This window comes from Pedobacter nyackensis, from assembly GCF_900176505.1.
GTDB classification, from domain to species: domain Bacteria; phylum Bacteroidota; class Bacteroidia; order Sphingobacteriales; family Sphingobacteriaceae; genus Pedobacter; species Pedobacter nyackensis.
Genome location: NZ_FWYB01000001.1, coordinates 51,961 through 74,968 on the forward strand (window position 1 = coordinate 51,961; position 23,008 = coordinate 74,968).

The 23,008-nt window shown below is 41.6% G+C and carries 17 protein-coding genes; 14 read left to right on the forward strand and 3 right to left on the reverse strand.

The window, feature by feature from the left end:
• The first annotated feature begins 132 nt into the window (after positions 1-132).
• From B9A18_RS00200 to B9A18_RS00215, 4 genes are read left to right on the forward strand one after another with little or no spacing between them, the layout of a single operon-like run.
• A complete protein-coding gene (locus B9A18_RS00200; protein ID WP_084286654.1) occupies positions 133-750 on the forward strand; it encodes a DUF4294 domain-containing protein in 618 nt (205 codons plus the stop codon).
• A gap of 5 nt (positions 751-755) precedes the next feature.
• Positions 756-1,238, forward strand: coding sequence for a glutathione peroxidase (locus B9A18_RS00205; RefSeq protein ID WP_084286655.1), 483 nt, complete (start codon positions 756-758; stop codon positions 1,236-1,238).
• A gap of 7 nt (positions 1,239-1,245) precedes the next feature.
• Complete coding sequence (gene bshB1, locus B9A18_RS00210) at positions 1,246-1,962, forward strand: bacillithiol biosynthesis deacetylase BshB1 (protein WP_084286656.1); 717 nt, start codon at positions 1,246-1,248, stop codon at positions 1,960-1,962.
• Between the two features lie 39 nt (positions 1,963-2,001).
• Positions 2,002-3,363 carry an acyl-CoA dehydrogenase family protein gene (locus B9A18_RS00215; RefSeq protein ID WP_084286657.1) on the forward strand — a complete coding sequence of 454 codons (1,362 nt, stop codon included), beginning with the start codon at positions 2,002-2,004 and terminating at the stop codon, positions 3,361-3,363.
• 3 nt (positions 3,364-3,366) lie between these two features.
• On the opposite strand, the gene B9A18_RS00220 is transcribed toward B9A18_RS00215, so the two are convergent.
• From B9A18_RS00220 to B9A18_RS00230, 3 genes are all read right to left on the reverse strand, one after another.
• Positions 3,367-3,768, reverse strand: a complete 402-nt coding sequence (locus tag B9A18_RS00220; RefSeq protein WP_084286658.1) for a hypothetical protein — start codon at positions 3,766-3,768, stop codon at positions 3,367-3,369.
• A 6-nt stretch (positions 3,769-3,774) separates the two neighbouring features.
• Positions 3,775-5,106, reverse strand: coding sequence for an L-lysine 6-transaminase (gene lat / locus B9A18_RS00225; RefSeq protein ID WP_084286659.1), 1,332 nt, complete (start codon positions 5,104-5,106; stop codon positions 3,775-3,777).
• 261 nt (positions 5,107-5,367) lie between these two features.
• Positions 5,368-6,267 carry an SMP-30/gluconolactonase/LRE family protein gene (locus B9A18_RS00230; RefSeq protein WP_084286660.1) on the reverse strand — a complete coding sequence of 300 codons (900 nt, stop codon included), beginning with the start codon at positions 6,265-6,267 and terminating at the stop codon, positions 5,368-5,370.
• A 736-nt stretch (positions 6,268-7,003) separates the two neighbouring features.
• Between B9A18_RS00230 and B9A18_RS00235 the strand changes: the two genes are divergently transcribed.
• From B9A18_RS00235 to B9A18_RS00280, 10 genes are all read left to right on the forward strand, one after another.
• Entirely contained in the window at positions 7,004-10,192 is a 3,189-nt protein-coding gene (locus tag B9A18_RS00235; protein ID WP_084286661.1) for a SusC/RagA family TonB-linked outer membrane protein, read from the forward strand.
• Positions 10,193-10,202: 10 nt separating this feature from the next.
• Positions 10,203-11,651: a RagB/SusD family nutrient uptake outer membrane protein gene (locus tag B9A18_RS00240; RefSeq protein WP_084286662.1), complete on the forward strand. Its 1,449-nt coding sequence runs from the start codon at positions 10,203-10,205 to the stop codon at positions 11,649-11,651.
• Positions 11,652-11,771: 120 nt separating this feature from the next.
• Complete coding sequence (locus tag B9A18_RS00245) at positions 11,772-12,899, forward strand: acyltransferase family protein (RefSeq protein ID WP_084286663.1); 1,128 nt, start codon at positions 11,772-11,774, stop codon at positions 12,897-12,899.
• A 10-nt stretch (positions 12,900-12,909) separates the two neighbouring features.
• Positions 12,910-15,690: a DUF4962 domain-containing protein gene (locus B9A18_RS00250; RefSeq protein WP_235005200.1), complete on the forward strand. Its 2,781-nt coding sequence runs from the start codon at positions 12,910-12,912 to the stop codon at positions 15,688-15,690.
• A 108-nt stretch (positions 15,691-15,798) separates the two neighbouring features.
• The gene (locus B9A18_RS00255) at positions 15,799-16,437 is read left to right on the forward strand and encodes a GntR family transcriptional regulator (protein ID WP_084286664.1); all 639 of its coding nucleotides are present in this window, start codon (positions 15,799-15,801) and stop codon (positions 16,435-16,437) included.
• Between the two features lie 225 nt (positions 16,438-16,662).
• Positions 16,663-17,997, forward strand: a complete 1,335-nt coding sequence (locus B9A18_RS00260) for an aspartate aminotransferase family protein (RefSeq protein ID WP_200816286.1) — start codon at positions 16,663-16,665, stop codon at positions 17,995-17,997.
• An 81-nt stretch (positions 17,998-18,078) separates the two neighbouring features.
• Positions 18,079-19,257, forward strand: a complete 1,179-nt coding sequence (gene dgoD, locus B9A18_RS00265; protein ID WP_084286666.1) for a galactonate dehydratase — start codon at positions 18,079-18,081, stop codon at positions 19,255-19,257.
• A 17-nt stretch (positions 19,258-19,274) separates the two neighbouring features.
• Entirely contained in the window at positions 19,275-20,048 is a 774-nt protein-coding gene (locus tag B9A18_RS00270) for an SDR family NAD(P)-dependent oxidoreductase (protein WP_235005201.1), read from the forward strand.
• A complete protein-coding gene (locus B9A18_RS00275) occupies positions 20,045-21,406 on the forward strand; it encodes a neutral/alkaline non-lysosomal ceramidase N-terminal domain-containing protein (protein ID WP_084286668.1) in 1,362 nt (453 codons plus the stop codon). Before B9A18_RS00270 ends, B9A18_RS00275 begins: the two co-directional genes overlap by 4 nt.
• Positions 21,407-21,429: 23 nt before the next feature.
• Positions 21,430-23,001, forward strand: a complete 1,572-nt coding sequence (locus B9A18_RS00280) for an SLC5 family protein (protein ID WP_084286669.1) — start codon at positions 21,430-21,432, stop codon at positions 22,999-23,001.
• Positions 23,002-23,008: the final 7 nt, after the last annotated feature.

Sequence of the window (23,008 nt, forward strand, 5' to 3'; positions counted from 1 at the left end):
GGGCAGGATCATTTTAGCTCTATTGTATTATTTACGTAAAAAATATACCTATTTATGGGCAAATGGGTATATTCGATTAGCAAAGAAACAAAAATATAAAATTAGCCCTAACTTTACAGGAGTTATAAAATTATGAATTTTTACAGGTTGTTTATTCCTCTAATTGTCATTATTACAGCCGCTTCTGCAGAAGCGCAGGTGAGTTCATTGCCTGTAAAAATGCCGGTTATGGGGAAGAATGATACCATTCGGGTAGCTTCAACCAACGAGAACGGAGAGATGATTCCCTGGATACCGCTAAATGAAGTGGTTATCTATGGAACCAGGATCTTCAAGTCGCCGGCCGATCAGGCAGCTTTTAACCGTTTACGTTATAATGTAATGAAAGTAATGCCGTATGCGCTGTATGCCAAAAGAAGATATGAGCAACTGGAACGTGAACTGGCGGTAACGGGCGATAGAAAAGAACAAAAGAAATTGGTTAAACAATGCGATAAAGAAATTAAAGACATGTTTAACCGCGAAATAAAGGAATTAACAATTACCCAGGGGCAGATTTTAACCAAATTGATCGACCGGGAAGTGGGTAGGACAACCTACGATATTGTGAAAGAAACAAAAGGAGGGGTTACAGCATTCTTGTATCAATCCGTAGCAAGAGTAGTAGGCCATAATTTGAAGAGTACATACAGCCCGCAGGACGATAGAGACATTGAGTCTATTATCACTTCATCAGGGTTTTACCAATAAAAACGATGTCTGAACAATCTAATAGTGTGCACCAGTTTAAGGTGAGGTTTATTAATGGAGCTGAAAAGAACTTATCTGAATACAAAAATAAAGTACTACTTATTGTAAATATTGCATCCGGTTGTGGGTTTGCGCCTCAATTGAAGGAATTGCAGGAATTGAGAGAACAAATTGGTCATGAGGAATTCGAAGTGCTAGGCTTTCCTTCCAATGATTTTGGAAGGCAGGAGCCTTTGGAAGGTGCAGCCATCGGTAGTTTTTGCGAAGTAAATTACGGGGCTCAGTTCCCTGTATTTGAAAAAATCATGGTGCGCGGAGAACATGCACATCCGCTATTCAAATTTCTTAATAAAACTTCCACACCAAGGTGGAATTTTCATAAATACCTGATTAACAAAGATGGAGAAGTAGTGGATTACTTTTTTCCCTTTACAAAGCCGCTTTCTTCTAAAGTAAAGAAGAAAATTCAGCGGTTAATTAATTTTTAATTATTATATGAAGTTAGATATATTGGTGCTTGCCGTTCATCCGGATGATGCAGAGCTGGGATGTTCAGGTACTATTTTAAAACACATTGCGCTGGGAAAGAAAGTTGGAATCATTGATTTTACCAGAGGAGAGCTGGGGACCCGTGGAACAGCGGAGATCAGAGATCTGGAAGCTGCTGATTCGGCAAAGATCATGGGCCTGCATGCCCGAGAAAATCTGAGATTCAGAGATGGCTTTTTCGAGAACAATGAAGCCCATCAATTGGAAGTAGTCAAAATGATTCGCAAGTATCAGCCTGAAATTGTATTAACCAATGCATTGCATGATAGACATCCAGATCATGGCAGGGCTGGAGATCTGGCTAATGATGCCTGTTTTTTGTCGGGTTTATCCAAAATAAGTACGCAACTGGAAGGGGGAGAGCAACAGGCCTGGAGGCCAAATCTGGTATTGCAATATATTCAGGATCGCTACATTAAACCTGATGTGATTATTGATATTACCCCTTATTTTGAAACAAAGATAGCCTCTATTAAGGCCTTTAAAACGCAGTTTTTTAACCCTGATCTGGATGAGCCCGATACTTATATCTCTTCGCCGGAGTTTCTTGAAAGTGTGATTGGCCGTGCCCGCGAATTTGGTAAAGCCATTGGCGCAACTTACGGGGAGGGCTTTACTTCACGCAAGCTTTTGGGGGTAGATAACTTGTTTAATCTGATCTAACAATTAGCCATAATAACTGTTTTATTTTAAACTGTTATTATGGCCAATTTCTTTTCGTCCCTAAAAAATGCTTATACACTTTTTAAAAGTGTAGATTTTCAAAAGCTTGATGCACTTTCCAAAAAAGTAGATCTTACTAAAATGGTAGATTCTGTTTCGAATCTTGATGAGACCCAGTTACAGGGGCTCATGAAAATGATGGGAAAACAGGATGAGAAAAGAGAATTGCCTCCTATTGAGGGTGATTTTTATCACCTTGGCGAGGAAGCTTTAAAAGATGAAGACAGAGCATTGCAATTGAAGGTGCGTGCTTTCCTTGAAAAAGAGGTGAAGCCGATTGTAAATAAATACTGGCTGAAGGCAGAGTTCCCTTTTGAACTTATCCCAAAAATTGCTGAATTGAATATTTGCGGCCTTACCTACCAAGGCTATGGCTGTCTCGGTAGATCGAACTTAATGGAGGGGATACTGGCGATGGAAATGGCTAGAATTGACACGTCTGTTTCTACTTTTTTTGGTGTACAGAGTGGTCTGGCTATGGGCTCTATTTATTTGCTCGGCTCTGAAGCACAGAAGCAAGCCTGGTTGCCAGATATGCAGCAAATGAAGGTAATAGGCGCTTTTGGATTAACGGAGCCGGAGGTGGGATCGGGAGTAGCTCTGGGTTTAACGACCACTGCAAAAAGGCAGGGCAACAAATGGATCCTTAACGGTCAAAAAAAATGGATAGGTAATGCTACGTTTTCGGATGTCACTATAATATGGGCCCGGGATCTGGATGATAATCAGGTTAAAGGTTTTTTGGTTAGAAAAGGAACGGAGGGGTTTGCTGTAGAAAAAATGCAGGATAAAATGGCCTTGCGCATTGTCCAGAATGGACTGATCACTTTAACCAATTGTGAGGTTGATGAAGAAGACCGTTTGCAGCATGCAAATTCATTTAAAGATACCGCGAAGGTATTAAAGATGACCAGGGCAGGCGTAGCGTGGCAGGCTGTGGGTTGTGCAAGAGGTGCCTACGAAAGTGCTTTAAACTATACCAGGGTAAGAAAGCAGTTTGGTAAGCCTATTGCATCTTATCAGCTGATCCAGAATCACCTGGTTGAAATGTTGTCTAACCTTACTGCGATGCAAACACTTTGTTTCAGACTTTCGCAATTACAGGATCAGGGTTTGCTGACTGATGAGCATGCCTCATTGGCAAAAGTATTTTGCTCCATGCGTACCCGGGATGTAGTAAGCCGGGCCAGAGAGGTTATGGGCGGTAATGGCATTTTACTTGAATACGATGTAGCCCGTTTTGTTGCTGATGCTGAAGCGATTTATTCTTATGAAGGCACAAAAGAGATCAACACGCTTATTGTAGGTCGCGCCATCACTGGATTCTCTGCCTTTGTTTAACCATCAATTAAAAGGACGCTTTTCCATACTTGTATTGCCCATTGCGGTTTTTTCGTAAAGGGCAATGCAATTCTGATTATACTGTGGATCAAAGTTTACTTTTCCGGCGTAAAGCTTGTCGGGTACCTCAGTTCCCTCTAAAAAGAAATAGACTTTGGTGTTTCCTCCTTTATGGTGGGGCATGAAATTACCATAAAGTTCCATTTCTGCTGCAGTAGTATCTTTAACGGTAACCGAAAATACATGTTGTATGGGGCCTGTATTGTTTTCGTTTCGATAGTGTGCTATTTCCTTGAATCCCCCCTTGAGATCATTAACTCCAGGTTGCATAAAAGTGCCTTTGACCATCCAGATGATCAAAGCTAAAATCAGAACGGCTAAAACCGCGTTAAGTCTTTTCCCCATTATCCCTTATAAAGCAGGTAATATACGATTCATAACGGCTAAGCCCTCATCAATATGTTTTTTTTCAATACATAAGGCTGGTCTGAATCGAATAGTTTGATTGCCGCAACCAAGGAACATCACGTTGTTTTCCATGCCTTTTTGGATAAAGGTATCGCGCATCGCTTTGTTGCTGAAGTCGAAAGCACAAAGTAAGCCCTTCCCGCGTACATTGCTCATTTTGTCGTATTTGGCCGCCAGTTTCTCCAAACCTTCTTTTAAATATTCGCCAACTACAGCCGCATTCTCGCAAAGATTATCTTCGGCGATAATGCGCAGAATCTGTGAGGATCTCACCATATCAACCAGATTGCCTCCCCATGTAGAGTTGATGCGTGAAGGAACTTTAAAAACATTTTGTTCTACCTGCTCTACTTTGTTGCCTACTAATATGCCGCATACCTGCATTTTTTTTCCGAAAGCAATAATATCAGGACGGGCTTTTTCGCTGAAATGCTGGTGACACCAGAACTTTCCTGTCAGGCCTACGCCTGTTTGTACCTCATCGTAAATTAGGAAGGCCTCGTGCTCATCTGCAAGTGCTTTTAGTTGGATTAAAAACGCTTCACGTAAATGATTATCGCCACCTTCGGCTTGTATCGGCTCGATTATAATTGCACAAATATCATCCTTATTGTCAGCAAATGCCTGTTTAATCTGGGCAATGGAAACAGCTTCTGTATCTATCGCTATTTTTAGGTTCTCATCCTGTAATGGGAATTTAACTACCGGTACAGATACCCTTGGCCAGTCGAATTTGGCAAACCATTTCGTTTTATCAGGAAGCGTGTTGGTTAAGCTTAGCGTATAACCGGTACGTCCATGAAATGCTTTCTCGAAATGCAGCACTTTAAAGCCCTTCTCTTCTTTGTATCCTTTTGCAAAGTTTTTCTGAACCTTCCAATCCATCGCTACTTTGATGGCGTTTTCTACAGCTAAGGCTCCGCCGGCAATGAAAAAAGCATGTGGAAGGTAGTCTGGAATACCGTGTTTAGAAAAGGTATCTACAAATTCAGCATACTGTTGGGTATATACATCAGAGTTTGAGGGGTTAGTTAAAGCTGCTTCTAAAAGGTTTTTTTTGAAGGTCTCATCGTTAACCATTTTGGGATGATTATAACCCAGCGGTACTGAAGCAAAACAGGTGAAAAAGTCGAGCAGCGTACGTTTGTTTTTTGAGTCGTAAATATATGTACCCTGACTTCGTTCCATGTCGAAAGTCAGATCAAAGCCATCAGCTAAAATGTGTTTACTTAGGGTTTCATTTACTTTGTCTGGAGCTACAGTGAGTTGATACATGATTTCCTGATTTGATCTATCTCAAATGTACTGAAAACCACCAAATTATTTTTAAAACTTCATCACATTTTGATGCCGGTAATGAATGTTTTTTTGATAAGTGTTTTGTGTTTAACTGTCTGTTGTATAAGTGTTTATTTAGGTTTTGTTTATGGGAAGCATGACTTTTATATGAGTCTGATATGGCTCTGTATGAGTTTAGGTCATTTAAAATCCAGTTTGAAGACGTTTTTTAGCTCAGTGATTTGTCGAGTGCCGTCTTTATCCGGAAAAGTGATTTGTTTTAACGCCGGTAACTCCTGGTTTGATCATAAACAATCCGCCGCTGTTTGGATATAGTTTTAATTCTTCTTCCGATGTTTTGGTTCGGGCGGTAGTGATATAGAGGGTGTCCAGGTTTTTTCCTCCAAAAGCACAAGAGGTCACATTTTTGGAGGCGACTTTTACCTTGCACAGCAATGCTCCGGTTTTTGGGTTCCATCTGGTTACCGCATAGCCTCCCCATAGGGCTATCCAGATCATACCTTCCGAATCAATGGTGGATCCATCAGGTTTTCCCATGTCATCTGGAATAATGATCGCATCGGCGGGGTTTGATATTTGTCCAGACTGATCGTCGTAATCGTAAGCCACCACTTTATGGGTAGAGGTGTCGATGTAATACATCTTTTTTTTATCCGGCGACCATACTAAGCCATTGGAGGTTGATACCTGTGTTTTCATCGTATGGATAGATTGATCTGGATCCACACGATATAAATGAGCAGATTGTTCATCGCCCATTGTGCCTACCCACAGCCTGCCGGAAGGATCGCATTTCCCATCATTAAACCTATTGCCTGATGAATCATTTTCGGGATTCGATACCACAAGGTCTAGTTGATTTGAAGCTTTTTTATAGCTGTAAATGCCGTCTTTTAAGGCTACTAAAAGGTTGCCATGCTGCGTTGGTACTACAGTGCTGATCTTTTGGTTGAATACTGCGGTTTCATTATGGACGGTGAGTGGGTCGAACCAGTGTAATAATCCCGGATCAATATCAACCCAGTAGAGTTTTTGATCGACATCATTCCATATGGCCCCTTCTCCTAATACAGAACGGGTGTCGAGCAATAAGCTGGCTTTTAATGTAGTTTTTTGGGGTAATAGGTTGTCTGACATTATTAAGGGGAATGTGGCAATGTTTTTAAATATGCAAAAATTCCTTTTTATTATATTATAGTTAAATGTATACTTTTAATCTTTAAATTTGTTTACATAATTTAATATTTATGTAAGTTTCTGCAAGTTTTAGCTGGCTTAATTGTGGATTGGCTAAGTTTTTTTGGATGCATTAAAGTTTGTTATAGTGTATAACCGCTCATTAATCATCATTCGGCGATTTGTTTTTTATGTTAGGATTCTCTCATTTTTATCCCTAGGTGCAACGATTATGTTTTAAATAAACGCTGTTTGGGAAGTTTTTCCTTATAGGTTGAGTTCTTCTGGTTTTTAATGTCTTAAAAATGAGTGTTTTATTTTGTTTTAAATCTGGGCTTTTCAAATATTCTTTCTAAAAATAAAAATTGAATAAAATTATTTTGTTTACAAAAAAAGTATATATTTGTATACATAAGAGTAAGCCTAACCAAAATATAAACGATTTGAACCGTCTGGGATAAGATAACATACACACAATAATGTTTCCATGCTTGAGAGGTTTAGGGATTTTTAATCCTAAAAACTAGCACAGAATTGTATAACTAAAAAGCGGAGGAGTATGATTGATAATTAGACAAAATATTTAGGACTCGTACAACGAATGTCCAAATGCGTGGAAGCGCCTTTGAGTTGATGTTCGGTTGTCGGGTTGAACCACCAGAAATAATTTAATTTTTAATCATTTAATTAAAAATGTATGAGTTTTAAAATTCATATTGAAAATGGGGCTCAGGCTCTGTTTCGCAGAATCACGCTCAAACCTGAAGTTGCAAGATTGCTTAAAGTTTCAACTTTTAGTTTTGCAGTGATTGGCTTGTGTAGTGCTGAAGTTTCAGCGGCAAGCCCTGGTCCTGGCGTTTTTCCTAAATCATCCTACGGTTATAGACTAAAGGAGAACGGTTTCAGGTTGAACGGGGACACTAAAATTCAATCTATAAATGTTAGTGGTACGGTGACCGGTGTTGATGGTGAGCCATTACCGGGCGTGTCGGTTCAGGTGTCTGGTAGTTCTCAGGCTACTTCAACAGATGGGAGTGGGCGTTACCAACTTAAAGATGTAGCTGAAGGCGCTACACTTACATTTAAAATGATTGGCTACATCTCTCAACAGGTGGTGGTAAACAGAAGTCAGATTAATGTGAGTTTAAAGGTGGATGTGAAAACGCTGAATGAGGTGGTGATAACGGATGGTTACCGTACTACGACACTCGCGGCAAACACAAGTGCCATTAGTTCGATTAAAGGTGATGTGATGGAGAATAAACCGTATTCTACATTCGCGCAAACCTTGCAGGGCCAAATCGCGGGCTTAGTCGCTCCGACCACCAGCGGACAACCTGGTGCAAACGTAGATATCCGTATCAGGGGACTGGGTTCGCTTTCATTAAGTTCTAGTCCGTTGATTGTGATTGATGGGATGATTGTAAACTCAGGAAAGTTAGGTTATAACTCTACGACGGCAAATGCATTGGCCGGTTTAAATCAAAATGATATTGAAAGTGTTGATGTGCTTAAAGATGCAGCCGCGACAGCTTTGTATGGTTCCCGGGGTAGTAGTGGTGTAATTTTGATTACCACAAAGAGAGGAAAGAGCGGAAAAACTCAGATACGTGTAGATGCCGAGTATGGGTCTTCTAAAGCAATGGATAATCCTGATGCAGGAAAGGTTTTGAATGCGGCTGATTATGCAGTGTTGTTCAGGGAGGCGTTAACCAATGCTGGTAATACTCCGGCTCAGGTGGAAACGGCTGCTGAGAGTTATGGGTTAAATAGCGGAAAAAGCAATAACTGGTACGATTTGGTAACCCGGACAGGTAGGCAGCAACAATACAACGTGAGCATGAATGGAGGGACAGAAAAAACTAAACTCTTTGCTTCTGCGGGTTATTTTCAACAGGAGGCTACTACCATAGCTTCTGATTTAAAAAGGATATCAGGCTTGTTTAATTTTGATCACGAGATCAGTAAAAGATTCCAGCTTACGGCGGGCATTAACTTCTCTAACGTGGGTCAGAATACGCCGTATGGTACCCAGTTTTCAGGAAGTCCTACATGGGCCTCTCGGGTTTTAAGGCCTTTTCAGCGTGCTTATAACGATGATGGATCAATCAATACCTCGATCGTTGGGAATACCAATTTTCCAGGAATCTATAATCCATTGTGGATTGCAGGTAATGACAAAAAATACTTATCTCAAACCCGTATTTTGGGAAATACCAAGCTTAAATGGAACATCTGGGATAAATTAAATTATACCAGCTATTTCAGTATTGACTATAATACATTGGAAGAAACGTTGTTTTTGAATGCTGTGATGGGGGATGGTGCCGGTCTTAAAGGACGTAGTAAAAATTATTATACCCGTTACTTTAACTGGTTAGCCCGTAATCAGGTTGATTATCGCTATGATATAAATGGTGACCAGGATTTTTACGTAACTGCTGCCTTGGGTTATGAGGCTCAGCGTTCAAAGGAATATCTATTGGCTGCTGATGGCTTTGGGTTCCCTTCTGCGCAGTCTGAGTTAACTGCGCTCACTAACGCAGCAACTCCAAATGGTGCTTTTGGCCAATACAGTAATTACGCTTTCACTTCTCTTTATGCACTTGCTGATGTGAACTTTAAAAACAAATATGCATTGAGCGCATCTGTAAGAAGAGATGGTTCATCAAGGTTCCCAACTAAAAACCAAGGTGCTTATTTTTATTCTGTTGGGGGTACCTGGAATGTGCATCAGGAAGATTTCTTTAAAAAGCAACATATCATGTCGTCTTTAAAACTGAGATCGTCCTATGGTACCACAGGGAATGCCAGTATGACGAATTACTCATGGGTGCCACAGGCTGGTTACAGCAGTGCTTATAGCTATGCAGGTTATACCGGTCAGCAATACTCAACAAGCGGTAACGTAGATCTTCGCTGGGAAACTTCTAAGAAATTTGATGCAGGATTAGATGTCGGATTTGTTGATGATAGGTTTATGTTGACTGTTGATTATTATTATAACAATATTGACGGTTTGATTCGTAATGTTCCAACCTCTCTTACTACGGGTTTTGCTGCGGTTGGTAAGAATATTGGAGCAATGGTAAATAAAGGTTGGGAGTTTACCTTGAAAGGCGATTTGTTAAGAGTAAACGATTTTAAATGGTATACGAACCTTAATGCGGCCTTCAATAAAAATGAAATTACCCATTTGCCTGAAAATACACCAGTACAGAATGGCTCATTTTATTTGAAAGAGGGGTATGGCTTTAATACTTATTACATGAAGGAGTTTGTGGGCGTAGATCCTCAAAATGGTGATGCTTTATTTTATAAGGATGAGGCCCGTACTGAGACAACGAATAAAATCGCAGATGCTAAGCTGATTTTGCAGGATAAGCAGGCGATTCCTAAGGTTACGGGAGGTTTTAACAATACGTTTTCTTATAAAGGGGTTAGTTTAAGTGTAGATGTGAATTATAATTTAGGATACTGGGTTACCAGTGCTGCGGATATTTACTTTACCAATGCATCTCAATACTTGTTCAATAAGTATCAGTATGTTTTTGATAACAGGTGGACAACCGTTGGGCAGATCACAAATGTTCCTAAGTTCGCTACAAATCCGGCTAATGATCCTTCTACAAGTACCTATCGCTTATACCGTGGCGACCATATTCGTTTGAGAAATGTTAGCCTGGGTTATGATCTTAAGAATGTTTCATTGTTTAAGCAATTGGGGTTGAGTAAAGTTTTTGTTTATGGAAGAGCAACCAATTTAGCTACCATTACTTTTGATAAACGATTGCCAATTGATCCTGAAGTAGGTTATTCAGGCTTTGATGATCAGGATATGCTACAATATAGAACATTCACTTTTGGTATTAATGTCGGACTTTAATTAAATTGAGATGAAAACTAGACATACATATATATCCTTCCTGCTCGTATTGATCACGTTGGGTACCTCTTGTCGTAAAGATTTTTTAAAGGAGGATCCGTCGACTGCAGTTTCGGTAGATAAAGCCATATTAACTGATGGCGACATGATGGAGGCTCTTGCGGGGACTTACAGGATTTTGCAGAGTTACTTTTTATTTGGGCGGAATTCCGTTGTTATGGGTGATATCCTGGCAGATAATGTTTATCTGAGTAGTTCAAATTCTGGAAGATTGCTCACGCTTAATAATTATTCTTTTGCGGAGGGAGCTACGGAATCCCGTTTTATCTGGACGCAGAGTTATTACGCCATATTACAAGCGAATAGAATCATTGGTTCCGACTTGAAAGAAAGTGTTAACTCAAGTCAGTTAAGAGGAGAGGCTTATGCTATAAGGGCTTTGCTTTATCTGAACCTGGTGAACTGGTATGGTAAACCGTATACAGTGAATCCTTCTGCGGACGGTGTTCCTTTGGTTACGATTTCGTCTGATAAAGCAGGTGTTTTGATTATGCCGGCAAGAAATACCGTGGCTGAAGTTTATGCGCAAATCATTAGCGATTTGGATAAGGCATATAGCATGATGCCGGAAACGCCCCCGGCTATCCATGTTACAAATACGAATTTTATATCTAAACCTGCAGTTAAGGCGATTCAGGCAAGAGCTTATTTGTATAAAGGTGATTATGAAAAAGCTCGTGATGCGGCTTTGGTGGTAAAGGGTGCTGGGTATGCTTTAACAACCGGTGGACCTGCTTTTACTGCTTACTGGGCATCAACGCTGCCTAGGACAGATAAGGTGGAAACTATTTTCGAAATCAGTAATACTGCTGTAGCTAATAATGGTGTTGAGGGGATGGATTGGTTGTATGCCAAAGGGGGTATAGGTGATTACCTGGTGACTGATGATACTTATGCCATTTATAGTGCAACAGATATAAGAAGAGGTTTGATTTTAAATAGCACAAGGGGCACTGGTGCCAGTGCGTTTCAGGCTTACTATGTGAATAAGTATCAGAATGTTGGGGTTGCCGATAGGGATGAAGTAAAATTGTTCAGATATGCAGAGGTGTTGTTAACACTTGCTGAATCTTACGCCAGATTAGATGATGGAACCAATGCAAGATTGTATTTGAATATGGTGGCTCAAAACCGAGACCCTTTACTTGTTGCTTATACCTATACCGGTCAGGCGCTGATTGATGCCATTATATTGGAAAGGCGTAAAGAGTTGGCTTTTGAAGGTTTAAGGTTCTTTGACTTAATGCGGACTAACGTTAGCTTTACCCGTCAAAATATGGGTGCTAAGGCTTATTCTTTCTATACAAATGTGGCTACTACAGATTTCAGAAGGTTGCAGCCTATTCCGGAAGTAGAAAGAATAGCTAATCCAACGATTGTAAAAAATCCAGGCTATTAGCATGTATTTAGTGTAGGGGTTCTTGTAAAGATCTCTGCTGTTTTAAAACAATTCCCTGTGGAAAGCCACAGGGAATTGTGAATTATCTTCGGTACTTAATTCTTTTTTTAGCCGCAAAAAATGAACGAAACTAAAACCCGTTTCACTGCATTGGATGTCTTTCGCGGGATGACGATATGTTTCATGATTATTGTAATCAGTCCGGGTTCAGGTGCATTGCCTTACTGGCCGCTTGATCATGCCTCATGGCATGGCTTTACACCTACGGATCTGGTGTTCCCTTCTTTTCTTTTTGCTGTGGGTAATGCTTTGAGTTTTTCGGAAAAGAAATTCGCAGGCTTGTCCTCCGGTCGGGTGTTGTGCCATGTTTTTAAACGGTCCTTTATTATTTTTCTATTAGGATATTTGATGAGTTGGTTTCCGTTTTACAGATTGGATGCTCATAATGATATTATTCCTTTCCCTATAAGTGAAACGCGTTATTTTGGAGTGTTGCAGCGCATCGCGATGTGTTATTTGTTAACCGCATTGGCGGTTCGTTACATCGGCCAAAGATTTTTGGTGTATTTGGGGGTAGGAATACTCTTGTTGTACTGGGGTGCGCTGTTGATGTTTGGAACTGACGATCCTTTTTCTATTCAAGGAAATGCGATAACAAAGCTGGATATCCTGCTTTTTGGTAGCGCTCATCTTTACTATGATCATGGTGTTTTTGATCCCGAAGGATTACTTAGCACGCTGCCTGCTGTAGTTAACACGTTAGCTGGTTATATGGTTGGAAAGTATCTCCGGGAAAAGGGTATGTCGCGGGTGGCAATAAGGCCGTTGTTTCTTATCGGGCTTGCTGGAATTGTACTAGCGCTTTTATGGAATACTGTATTTCCAATCAACAAAAAAATATGGACAAGTTCCTTCTCGCTTTTAACCATTGGTATTGATCTGATTTTGCTCCCTATATTGGTATTGCTGACTGAAAAAAAGGAGAGTGAGGGTAAAGATTGGGTTAGTTTTTTTACGGTTTTCGGGAAAAATCCCCTCGTTATATACATGTTTGCGGAGATGTTGTTGATTACCCTGCGTAAAATCCCGTTGGGTTCAATTAATCTCTACGAACAGATTAATAATGCTGTTTTTCAGGCAATTTTACCCGGTTCTGCGGGTTCATTGCTTTTTGCGCTTACAAATATGTTATTCTGTTGGTGCGTTGGATGGCTTTTAAATAAGAATAAGATTTATATTAAGGTTTAATTATAGAAGAATGCTGTTCGGTACCCTCGATTTGAAAATGATGATGAAAGTGAAAGTAGGTTTTGTTTTTATAATATTATTGAACATAAGTTCATTGGCCGTATTCTCACAGGTGCACCCGTATGTTGTGGGTGATAAATATGTAAAGCGGTTTCCTGCCGATCAGGCTAAAATCAATACAAAAACTGCAGAAAAAACTTCCGGGTCCGGGAATGAGAATGGGGTGATGTTGAAAAAGGATGTGGTTTCGATGGTAGATGCTAAATCTTCTGAACCTGATGTGGTGTTTTCTATAAAAGTGCCTGAAGCGGGAACGTATCAAATGTCGACTTATGCTGTTCCTGCAGGAGGAGATTTGAAAAAGGATGTGCAGGGAAATCTGATTGCTTTGTATGTGAAAATACAGATTGGAAATGAACGCCCCACAAAACGCATTTTATACGATTTGTACCAGGCGGCTAATCAGGTGTCGGGTAAGTTCGAATTGAATGACAAAGATCAACAAGTTAAGCTATGGTTGCCTAAAGGAGTACAGTTGGGGTATATTGAGTGGAAAAATTATAATGCTCCGGAAGTGCCTGTGACAGCGCGTAATTATGTGCCTAAAATTGTACCGCCAAGCGGTCACCCGAGGCTTTGGGTAACTGCGCAAACTTTACCAATGGTTAGGAGGCGGTTAACTGAGGGCGAAAATCAACCTGTATGGGCTACGGTTTCTGCTTCAGCGAAAGTTCCTTATAAGTTTGATTTTGACCCGGATAAGGAAGTCTTTTACCAGGAAGAATTGGAAAAGGCTGCTCAGGTTAAAGCCTTTTATTATCTGATGACAGGTGATAAAAAAGTAGGGAATGAGGCTGCTCAATTGATGGTCAACTATATGACTATGCTAGAGTTTGGTAATGTGAAGCATGGGGATATTACCCGTGAAATAGGGAGGGCTATTTATACGGCGTCGCTGGTTTACGACTGGTGTTATGATTTGTTGAGCGAAAAAAATAAGCAGTTATTGTACGATAAAATGTTAGGATTGGCCAGAGAAATGGAAATGGGCTGGCCGCCATTTATGGATAGTATTGTTAATGGCCATGGAAATGAGGCGCAATTAAGCCGCGACCTCCTGTCGATGAGTATTGCGCTTTATGATAAGAACCCTGAACTGTATAAGTATACTTCTTATGCTATTTTGGAGGATTTAGTGCCTATGCGGAAATTTGAGTACGAGTCTCCTCGTCACAACCAGGGAGTGGATTATGGAGCCTATCGTTTTGGGTGGGAAATGTATGCCGCCTGGCTTTATTATAGGATGACCGGTTTGTCTGTTTTTGATGATAACATCAAGAGCTTGCCTTACTATTGGTTGTATATGCGTTTGCCGGATGGTTATATGTTGCGTGATGGTGATATGTTTAGTGTGAAGTTTGGAGGCGAAAGACCGCTTTATTGGAAGCAACCGCAAACTATGCTGTTGAGTTCGGCATATGCCAATGATCCGTTGATTAAAGGCGAGTTTGAACGGGAGGGCGGACTACCTGATAATCCTGTCTTGTTTTTATTGGTGAATGATCCGAAGCTGAAAGCTGATCATAGCCTTAATGCTTTGCCCCTGACTAAAGATTTTGGAACAGTGCTGGGAGGGATGGTTGCTCGTACAGGCTGGGATAATAGTGAAAGTAGTAATGATGTGATCGCTGAAATCAAAGGTGGGGGCTACCAGTTTGGTAACCATCAGCAATCGGATGCCGGAGGATTGCAGATTTATTATCATGGCATACAAGTGGGGGATATTGGTTTGTATTTGTCTTATGGCACTCCTTATGATTATAATTTTAATAAAAGATCTATCTCACATAGTCTGATGCTGGCTAAAGATCCGGATGAGAAATTGTTGTTCCGTTCAAAATTCGTTGATGGTGGAACGCGGTTTAATCAACGTTTCCCATTAACCCCTCAGGAAGTAACATCTGATCCCTGGTTTGATAATGGGAAGGTTTTGTCTGCCGACTTCGGGCCGTCAAAGCTTAAACCTTCATACAGTTATTTCAAGGTGGATTTAACGGGTGCTTATACGGCTAAAATGAGTAATTATACGCGGGGCTTTTGCTTCTTGAATTTAGATAGAGCAGATGTGCCGGCAGTAATTATTTTAACAGATGATATGACGACTTCAAAGCCAGAATTTCAAAAGTTCTGGCAAATCAATACGCTAAATAAGCCTGAGGAGTCTGATGGAAGTCTTGTGTTAAAAAATGAGCTTAAAGGTTTGGTGGGAAAAACACATGTGCGTATGTTGGTGCCGTCTGCTGCTGATCGTCAGACTGAGATTTTAAGTGGGAAAGCTGTCAATAGTACCTTTGGTCAGCAATTTGAAGTTGTTTCACCAAAGGCCGAAGCCAATGGACATCGTATTATGATCTCTCCGAAAAAAGCAAATAAACGAGATCGTTTTCTGACTGTGTTTCAAATGACTTCTGGGGATACAGAGCCATTGCCTTTAGATTTTAAGGAAATGGGAGCGTGTTATCAGGTAACAGTTGCAGATCGGGTTGTGGTGATGAGCTCGGGTTCGGATCTGATCCATAGTTCATTTACGGTGGATGTTCCGGTTGGTGCTGCTTATCAGATTGTTCTTACCGGATTGAAGGAAGGATTTTGGAACGTTAGGCGTATAGGGCAGAAGGATAATTTTAACTTCAACGTAGTTCCCGGTAAGCATACAATGAGCTTTCAGGGAGCAGCAGGGAAATATATTGTATCTTCGGGTAGGTCGTATGAAGGTGTTGATTTAAAGTAAGATACATGGTGTCTTTTGGCTTGTGATTTGCCTGATGGTTTGCAAAAGCTTGGAATAATGCGTAATATTGTTTACTTTTTATATTTAAATTCGTTTACATAATTTGACATGAAAGAAGATTCGCAATCAAACAAAGTATATTCTGAGCTGCGCAAAAAGATATTGTCTAATCAGATCGTTCCAGGAACAAGGTTAAAGGAAGATGTTTGGGCAACAAAGACGGAGGTGAGCAGGGTGTCGGTTCGCGAAGCGCTGAATCGTTTATTAGGTGAAGGCTTGCTGGAAACAGGCGAGAAAGGCGGTTATTATGTTAAAACAATGACGGCTACAGATATTCATGAAATCCGTGAAATCCGGGAGTTGTTGGAGCTGGGCGCGTTAAGGCTTGCTTTTAATAATGTAACTGATGAGGATATTGCTGAATTGGATAGGATATGTGATGATTTTACATTGATGGTAAAAAACGGTTACTTTTCGGGTGCTTGTGAGGCTGATGTAAAGTTCCATGAAACGCTGATTAATATGGCGAGAAATACCAAATTGCGACAACTGTATGAACTCAGTAATATTCCGTTGTTCCATTTAAAATTGGGCAGATCGCAAACACATATGGATGATTATGAGTTGACTGATAAGGAGCATAGGGAAATTTTGAAGGCGCTTAAATCTAAGAGTTTGAAGAAAGCTGAAGAATTTCTCAGCAAACACCTGCTTCGTGGTGAAGTAGCTTCGCTGGAACTGGAGTAGTTAAGCTATTTTTTCTTTTGAAATGCCGCGGCTTTATTGTCGCGGCATTTTTTTTTGCCCTGAATAGCGAGCATAAAAAAAATAATATTAAACGTTTTATCGCTTTGATGTATACAAAAAAGTTATATATTTGTATACAAAGATAGCGTATTGTTGTTTGCTTTCTTAAGACAAGCGTTAATCTTAGTACTGGTCGTATGATGGAAAATTTAAAACGTAAAGAAAATGATGAATAGTTGGCTAAAATCGGCAGCAATAATTACCAAGAACGAAAAATGGATTCCTGGTGGAGTTGTTTCACTTAATCGTAAGTCTGAACCTAATATTTGTTTTTCAAAAGGTAAAGGAAGCAGGGTTTGGGATATTGAAGGTAATGAGTATATTGATTATCAGGCAGGATTCGCAGCGGCTTTCCTCGGGCATAATGATCCTGATGTAAATGCAGCGGTTTTAGCATCTATAAATGACGATTCGGTATTGATGGGAGCTGGTCCCACTGATCTTGAAGGGCGGTTTGCGGAGTTGTTTTGTAATAGTGTGCCAACCGCAGAGAAATTGCAGATCACAACTACCGGTTCCGAAGCCACCTATCATGCCATCCGTATTGCACGGGCTGTAACGGGCAGAGATCATGTGATCATTATGCAAGGTGGATACAATGGCTGGCACAATGATGTGGCGGGAAATGTGATTAGTGATTTGAAAGATATTGGTGGTAGGGTAAGTCCGGGCGAATATCCATTCGATTCTTTGTCGGCCGGAATTCCTGAAGAACATAAATCATTGATCCATGTTGTTAATTACAATGACCTTGAGTCTATTCAATATATTACTAAGCGTTACCCTGTAGCTTGTTTAATACTGGAGCCTGTTTTACAAAACATAGGTATCGTAAAACCTGAGTCGGGTTATTTAGAAGGTTTGCGTAAGCTGGCTGATGAAACAGGCTTCCTGCTTATTTTTGATGAGGTGAAAACTGGATTTCGTCATGCCTTAGGGGGGTATCAAAGCGTTTGCGGAGTGACCCCTGATCTCAGTACTTTCGGGAAAGCTATTGCCAATGGTTATCCGATGGGGGTTATTGCGGGGAAAGCAAAATACATGGATTACTTTGTGCATCCTGATAAAGAAAAGCGGGTGTTGATTGCTGGTACGTTTAACGCGCATCCTTTAACCACTATAGCAGCTATTGCTACCCTGAAAAAGCTTTCCTCATCGGAATATTCCGTATATCAGCATGTTGAGAAATTAGGACTGGCCCTGGAAAACGGCTTAAATGATATCCTTTCAAAATATGATAAACCTTTTTATGTTGCCCGTCAGGGATCAGCATTTTGTGTTTATTTTATGGATCATGCTCCAAAAGATTTTCACGATATTGCTTTGCATAATGATGCTGCTTTTGATAAAACCTATCGCCATAGATTGATAGAGCAAGGGATATTTAATTTTCCGCTGCCTTTTAAACAAGGGAGTATATCATTTGCACACAGCATGGCAGATATAGAAGAAACATTGGAGAAAAATAAAAAAGTATTATCAGCTTTATTTAATAGGTAATGAAACCTGCATAAGCCTACAAATAGCAATAAATATGCTTATGCAAGCTTCATAACCATTAAAAATCAAAATTATATACTGATGAAAATAACCGCTATAGAAACTTACGTATGCCATGCGCGTATGCGGAATTGGATCTTTGTAAAAGTTGTAACAGATCAGCCTGGTCTTTGGGGTTGGGGTGAAGCTACCCTGGAGTGGCATACCCGAAGTGTGGTAGGTGCTATTGAAGATTTGTCGCAGTTGCTGATTGGCGAAGATCCACGCCGTATAGAACATCTCTGGCAGATGATGTATCGTCAGCATTTCTGGCATGGTAACGGCATTGTGCGTGGTACAGCGATTAGCGGTATCGATATTGCACTTTGGGACATTGCTGGTAAAATACATGGCGTGCCTACGCATGAATTATGGGGCGGACGGGTTCGCGACTATATCAGACTATATTGTCATCTTGGAGGTGGCAAAATGGAAGACTTTTATCAGACTAAACCTGATGATGCCAGCCGTTTTGGTGAATTGGCACAGCAGGCTGTAGAAGATGGGTTTACGGCATTTAAATCAATGGCAGTGCCCGAAACTATGCCGCTTGAAGGGTTGAAGCCCATTCATTATGCAGAAGCCTGCGTGAGGTCGATGCGCGAAGCTGTAGGTAACGATATCGATATTATGGTCGATTGTCATGCACGTCCCAGCCCACGTATGGGGATGCAGTTTGCTAAAGCGCTTGAGCCGTACGGACTTTACTTTTTCGAAGAGCCTTGCTGGCCGGAGTCAATCGAAGACATTGCATTAATCCAGCGCGCGGTATCTACACCTATTGCCAGTGGCGAGAGATTGGTTACTATTCATGCTTTCCGTGAAATGTTTGAAAAACGAGCGGTAAGTGTAATCCAACCGGATATCACACATTGCGGCGGACTTAGTGAGGTGAGGCGTATAGCGGCGATGGCAGAGGCTTATCGTGTTTCGATAGCACCACATAATCCACAAGGACCGGTAAGTACCGCGGCTTCAATAGAATTTGGTTTTGCAACTCCGGGCTATATCATATGTGAAAGTGTGCATAACGATGTGCCATGGCGCGCTGATGTGGTTAGTGAAGGATTTACTGTGGAAAAGAAAGGAAGGATTGTTCGTCCGAACACGCGTCCGGGCCTTGGTATAGAAATCAATGAAGAAGAAGTGAAAAAGCATCCGTTTCAACAGGAAGTATTGCAAAGGACATTTTATAAAGATGGTAGTGTAGGAGACTGGTAGACTAAAAAATAATCCACATGGAAAAATTGTTTCAGAATAAGGTCCTGGTGATCAGCGGAGGGTTAGGAGATATTGGACAGGCCATTTGCCGCGAATTTGCGGGACAGGGTGCTGCGATCGCCATCGGCGATTTACAAGCTCTGGCAGATGCTCAGGAGTTTTTGAATGAACTGAAGCAGGAATATCGCGTTGCTGCACATTACAATAAGGTGGATGTGTCTGATGCCGCTGAGGTGGATAAATGGCTACAGGAAGTAGAAGAGGTGTTGGGGATTCCAAGTCTGATCATTTCAAATGCCGCAACAGTTACACAAGCCGGTATTCATCAGGTTAGCCCTGAAGAATGGTCGCGCGAATTGCGAGTTAATCTGGATGGGGCATTTTATCTCACACAGAAAGCTACAAAAAGGATGCTGGAGGAAAAATTGCCAGGCCATGTGATTTTTATAGGAAGCTGGGCTGCAGAAGCTGTTCATCCCAATCTACCTGCTTATTGTGTGTCGAAAGCCGGTTTGCGGATGTTATGTAAATGTATGGCGCTTGAATTGGCTCCGCATCAGATTATGGTTAATGAAATTGCTCCGGGTTATGTGCAGGCGGGGCTAAGCGCAGAAATATGGGCGAAGAATCCGGAGTTGATACAGCAGGCAGCAGAAAAAGTCCCGGTTGGGAAAATTATGAGCGCTGCTACGGTTGCCAAACAAGTGGCTTACTTATGTCATCCGGCAAATGAGCATATTACTGGCAGTACATTGTTAATAGATGGTGGACTTTCATTGCGCGCATTATGACCTATGATTCATCTTTCACCGGAATAATTGGCGTTGCCCAGGAAGATATTACTCCTCCTGTCGGGATCTACGCCCGCAATTGGGGTGCAGCGACACATGATGTCGCTGAAGGTGTCCACAGGCCGTTAAAGCTCACCTGTATTGCGCTTAAGGAAGCTGAGCAGGATAAACCTCTTGTGTTGATATCAGCCGATCTGGGTTGGTGGAAAAGTGCCGCTGATGAAAAAGAATTGCGTGGAGCAATATTGGAAGCTCTTCAGTTGGAAGCATCTCATTTGATGTTTTGCTTGTCGCATACACATGCCGGACCGGGTCTGTTCTCAGAAGATGTGGCTAAACCCGGTGGTGAATACATCATTCCATATTTAAAATACATTAAAGATAAAGCGATTTTAGCCATTCAAGCTGCGCTCAGTTCGGCTGATATATCTACGCTTTCCTGGCGTTACGGGAAATGTGATCTGGCTACCAATCGCGATTTACCGGAAGATAAAGGTGAAAGACTGTTGGTGGGCTTCAATCCTGATCGGCAGGCTGATGATACCTTACTGGTAGGAAGGATTACCAATTCAGAAGGAAAAACGACTGGGACCATTGTGAATTACGCCTGTCATCCAACTACTTTAGCCTGGGATAACAGGCTTATTTCTCCGGATTATGTAGGGGCAATGCGGGAGCTGCTGGAAGACCACACTGGGGCTCCGTGCCTTTTTTTACAGGGTGCCTCGGGTGAACTGGCTCCATCGGAGCAGTATTCGGGGGATTGCCAGTTGGCAGATGGCTACGGCCGACAATTAGGGTATGCTGCCTTGGGTGTCCTTGAAGCGATGTATCCTGCAAATTATCAACTGAAACTGGATCAGGTTGTCGAGTCGGGCGCTCCACTTGCTGTCTGGAAAAAATATGCACGCGTAGCGTCCACGCAGTTGGGCCTGCAGATGATGAATATACCTTTAGCTTTAAAAGAGCTTCCGTCCCTGGCAGAGATAGAAAGTCAGTGGCGCGAATGCAAAGACCATGTGCTCAAGGAAAGATTGTGGCGCATGCGGGGTATTCGTAAAACCGTTGGGGATGGTGATGTTTCCATGATGCCACTTTGGGTATGGCGCGTAGGTGAGGCTTGTCTTGTTGGACAACCGAATGAGGCGTATTCGTACTTTCAACAACAGGTCCGTGAGGCGCTGTCTCCCAATGCAGTAGCAATCATGAATATTGTAAATGGGTATGCGGGCTACTTACCTCCCCGGGAACTGTATGCGAAGAACATGTATGCCGTATGGCAAACACCTTTTGCTTCGGGCGCTCTCGAGCAATTGACTGCAACTACGATTGCTGCCGCGAAAGAACTAATGAAATAACAGAACCACATCAACCAAACCAAATGAACTCAAATTTTACATCCCTCGATGCTGCCGTTTTTGGTATTTATATTCTTGGTATTATTGCACTTGGTATTTATGCATCCCGTAAGGGGAGCAATACAAAAAGAGATTATTTTTTAGCCGGCGATAAACTTCCATGGTGGATGGTTGGCGGAAGTATTATTGCTGCAAATATCAGTAGTCATCAGCTGGTTGGCGTAATGGGGGTGGCATATAACCGTGGTTTTGTGGCCATGGTGACCGAATGGGGTGCAATCCTGATAGGTTTTAATGCCTTATTATGGGTGTTCCTCCCTTTTTATCTGCGCAATGGTTTTTATACCATGCCTGAGTTTTTACAAAAAAGATTTGGAGAAGGCGCACGCACCATCTATTCAGTGTTGGTGTTGATGACCTATGTTTTCGTTGAAATCAGTGCTGTACTTTACCTTGGTGCTTTATCACTGCAATCGTTGCTGGGTATTCCAATGTTGACAAGTGTGTTGGTGTTGGCTATTACTACAGGTATTTACACGATTGCGGGTGGGTTACGAGCGGTAATATGGACCGAAATGGTTCAGCTTGGGGTGTTAATGTTGGGTATGTTTGCACTTTCGTATACTACAATTGATGCTGCGGGAGGTTTCTCGGCAGTGCTTGAAACAACGAAAGATTGGAAATTGATGATGCCCGCGGATGATCCTGATTTTCCATGGACGATGTATCTGGGTGGGCTTTTGTGTATCAGTATATTTTATAACGCTACTAATCAGTTTATTGTGCAGCGTACGCTGGCGGCTAAAAATGAATGGCATGCACGTATGGGGATTATTTTTGGCGATTACCTGAAGTTTTTACTTCCTCTGCTGATTATATTTCCAGCTTTGGTTGCACCTAAGTTATTTCCTAACCTGGATAAACCCGACTTGCTATTTGCTACTTTGGTAGAGAACCTACTTCCCTCAGGATTGGTTGGTTTGGTTATGGCGGGGTTAATCGCTGCTGTGATGTCGCACCTTTCAGGAGCGATAAATTCCTGCACCACCATTTTAACAATGGATGTTTATCTACCCTATATAAAGCCTAAATCCACAGAAAAGCAGTCGGTGAGGTTTGGTCGCATAACTGGTGTGGTCATTATTCTTTTGGGCATTATTTGTACCGGCTTGCTCTCCCTCTATTCTCATAAACCGATCTTTATCTATCTGATGAATGCATACGGGTATTTTACTCCAGGTATTGCAGCGATGTTTTTATTGGGTATCCTATGGAAGCGTACCACACATGCAGGGGCAGTTGCTGCGGGACTTTTAACCATTCCGTTGTCCCTGGCTATTGAGTATGGCTTTCCCGATATGCCGTTTTTTAACCGTACCGGCATTGTTTTTTGGGCTTGTATGCTGTGCTGTGTATTGGTTAGTCTGGCTACAAAACCTAAACCAGCCGCTGAGCTTGTTGGTTTGATCTGGACACGCGATAGTCTCTCTCTTCCTCTGGAGGAAAGGAAACAGCAGCGAGGCTTACGTAATCCGTTTATCTGGTGGGCCATTATCACGACCATAGTATTGTATTTCTATATCAAATACGCATAATCTGAGG